This is a genomic window from uncultured Jatrophihabitans sp. (assembly GCF_964244045.1).
Lineage (GTDB): Bacteria > Actinomycetota > Actinomycetes > Mycobacteriales > Jatrophihabitantaceae > Jatrophihabitans.
In genome coordinates, this window is the sequence record NZ_CAXTHK010000079.1 from 1 (window position 1) to 2,787 (window position 2,787).

At 68.4% G+C, this 2,787-nt stretch carries 2 protein-coding genes, 3 tRNA genes and 1 pseudogene; all 6 read right to left on the bottom strand.

Going from position 1 to position 2,787, the window contains the following annotated elements; genetic code table 11:
- Positions 1-110 precede the first annotated feature (110 nt).
- Positions 111-973 (bottom strand): annotated as a pseudogene (locus ACFFC4_RS22150) (helix-turn-helix transcriptional regulator); the annotation flags it as partial.
- Between the two features lie 239 nt (positions 974-1,212).
- A tRNA-Val gene (locus tag ACFFC4_RS22155) sits at positions 1,213-1,284 on the bottom strand.
- Between the two features lie 31 nt (positions 1,285-1,315).
- A tRNA-Cys gene (locus ACFFC4_RS22160) sits at positions 1,316-1,386 on the bottom strand.
- 25 nt (positions 1,387-1,411) lie between these two features.
- Positions 1,412-1,484: transfer RNA gene (locus ACFFC4_RS22165), tRNA-Gly, on the bottom strand.
- 40 nt (positions 1,485-1,524) lie between these two features.
- Complete coding sequence (gene coaE, locus ACFFC4_RS22170; RefSeq protein ID WP_375504926.1) at positions 1,525-2,139, bottom strand: dephospho-CoA kinase; 615 nt, start codon at positions 2,137-2,139, stop codon at positions 1,525-1,527.
- An 83-nt stretch (positions 2,140-2,222) separates the two neighbouring features.
- The coding region (locus ACFFC4_RS22175) for a S1 RNA-binding domain-containing protein (RefSeq protein WP_375504928.1) at positions 2,223-2,787 on the bottom strand (565 nt) is incomplete at its 5' end.

Here is a 2,787-nt window from a genome sequence, read left to right on the forward strand (position 1 = left end):
CGGCGGTGCACCGTCTTGTGCGCGTGCCGGGTCTCGGGGTCGACGGTGGAGATCAATCGGTCGGGTGCGACCCGTTGGGCGATGCGGCTGGTCGACCGCCCGACGCGGGACACGTCGTCTGCACTTCCGGCCCAGCTGGTGAGGAACGCCAGCGCCTGCGCCGATGTGGTGTCGGCTGCGGCGGTAAAGGTGACCAGGACGTGGCCGGGGTCGGCCGCGAGCTCCATGGCCTCGTAGTCGAGCTCGAGATCTCCGGCGACGCGGTGGTGAGCCTTCTTGGTGCCGGTCGTGTGCCAGCGGACGTTGTGGGTGGCCCAGAGCGCGGCGAACTGTGGACTGCGGGAGCTCAGCTCACCGATCAGCATGTTAGGTCACGATCGTCGGGGCGACGGCCGGCCTCGGCCCGCAGTTGAGTGACGGTGTCGCCGGCCGCCTTGTTCCAGTCCGGGTACATGTCGGCCGCCCGGGGGTCGAGGAAGACGAACCGGCCGTGGTTCGGGACGCCGGTGCGCTCGTCAACACCGAGTCCGTCGTAGAGGTCGCAGTAGAGAGCGCGGGCCAGCGTGTTGGCGCCGATCATGTCGAGGCGGCCGTTCTGGATGAACGCCGGCACGTCGGTCATCCGGTCCATCAGCCGTTGGACGGCCGGTCGCACACGTGAAGTGGACGGTCGGCGGGTGGCTCGCGCCGCCGGCGTCGAGGCCCGGACGAGGTTGTAGAGATGCGCGCGTTCGGCGTCGTCGAGCTGCAGCGCCCGGGCCAGGGATTCGAGCACTGACTCCGAGACGCCGTTGGCGTTGCCGCGTTCCAGGCGCGTGTAGTACTCCGACGACACCCCGGTCAGCGTGGCGACCTCCTCACGCCGCAGGCCAGCCACGCGCCGATGCCCCAGCGACGGGAGCCCCGCCTGCTCAGGGGTGATGCGGGCGCGTCGAGTGGCGAGGAACTCGCGCAACTCCTCGGAGGTGGCCATCTTCCCGAGCGTAGGCGCGTCGAACCGTGTGAGGGGGTCACTGTCAGTTCCCCTCTCGACAGGCTCTGCCACGTCCCGTGCTGACGACGTTGACTCGATCTCAGCAACCTAGGCCGGGGGACGGCGACACGGCAAACCAGCCAGTGCGGTGAGCTGCGGCTACACCACCGCTGGACCGATATCTGGCACGACATCCGGACCGAAAGCGTTATCGGCCGGCATATCCAGGGCCTCCAGAGTGGGCGATACTGGGATTGAACCAGTGACCCCTACCGTGTCAAGGTAGTGCTCTCCCACTGAGCTAATCGCCCTTATGTCCACCTGCTCGGTGGTTGTGCTGCGAGGTGGCGGCGGGATTCGAACCCGCGTACACGGCTTTGCAGGCCGTTGCCTCGCCTCTCGGCCACGCCACCGTGAGGCGCCTGACGGCGCCATCCGAGCGGACGACGGGATTCGAACCCGCGACCCTCACCTTGGCAAGGTGATGCGCTACCAGCTGCGCTACGTCCGCAAACCCGCGACAATTTCGTGCCGCGCGCCAGGGGTCGACACTACTCGATCGGCTTCGCACGCTTCAAACCAGGTGCCTCGACGCGGGCCCACGCACGGTCGACCTCTGCGCGTAGGTCATCCAGCGAACCGTCGTTGTCGATGACGACGTCGGCCGCTGCGCGACGCTGCTCGTCGCTGGCCTGGCGTGCCATTCGTCCCCGCGCGTCCTGCTCGGCCATCCCCCGGCTCGCCAGGCGCTCCAGGCGCGTCGACAGCGACGCTTCGACGACGATCACCAGGTCGAAGCCCTCAGCCTGTGGATTCGTCTCGACGAGCAGCGGGACGTCGTTGACGACGATGTCGTCAGCCCCGGTACCGGCCAGCAGTTCGGCGACCCGGGCGCCGACGAGCGGATGCACTATCGCGTTGAGTGCGGCCAGCTTGTCCTCGTCGGTAAAGACGATCGACGCCATGGCCGGCCGATCGAGCTCGCCCGTGGCGGTAAGCACCTGCGTGCCGAACGCCTCGATGACTGCGGCCAGGCCCGGGGTGCCCTTGGCCACCACCTCGCGGGCGATGGCGTCGGCGTCGATGATCACCGCGCCGCGCTCGGCGAGCAGCGCGGCCACGGTGCTCTTGCCTGACCCGACTCCGCCGGTCAATCCGATGCGCATAGCCAGACGCTAGCGACCCGACGTCGGAGACAGCGAAGCGCCCGCAGGCGTGCTGCCTGCGGGCGCGTCGTCGTTCTGTGCGTTTAGCGCCCGGCCAGCTTCTCCCGCAGCGCGGCGAGCGCCTCGTCGGATGCGAGCGAGCCGCCACCGTCGGTCGGAGCGTCACCCGTGCTGGCGGCGTCAGAGCTGTACGAGGTGGACTCGCCGGTGTCCGAAGCAGCGTCGGCGTCGGCCTTCTGAGCGTCCTCGAGCTGCTTCTTGTGCGCCTCGAAGCGCTCGCGGGCGGACGCGTAGCGCTTCTCCCAGGCCTCGCGAGCCTCGTCGTAGCCCTCGAGCCATTCGTTGGTCTCGGGGTCGAAGCCGTCGGGGTAGATGTAGTTGCCCTTGTCGTCGTACTGGGCTTCCATGCCGTACTGCGCCGGGTCGAACGAGTCGTCGGTGAGGGCGCCCTCGTTGGCCTGCTTCAGCGACAGCGAGATGCGGCGACGCTCGAGGTCGATGTCGATGACCTTGACCATGATCGAGTCGTTGACCTGGACGACCTGCTCGGGGATCTCGACGTGGCGCTCAGCCAGCTCGGAGATGTGCACCAGGCCCTCGATGCCGTCCTGGACGCGGACGAACGCGCCGAACGGAACCAGCTTCGTT

Excerpts from the sequence above, each read along its gene's own strand:
- coaE (WP_375504926.1), bottom strand. The coding sequence starts at position 2,139 with ATGCGCATCGGATTGACCGGCGGAGTCGGGTCAGGCAAGAGCACCGTG.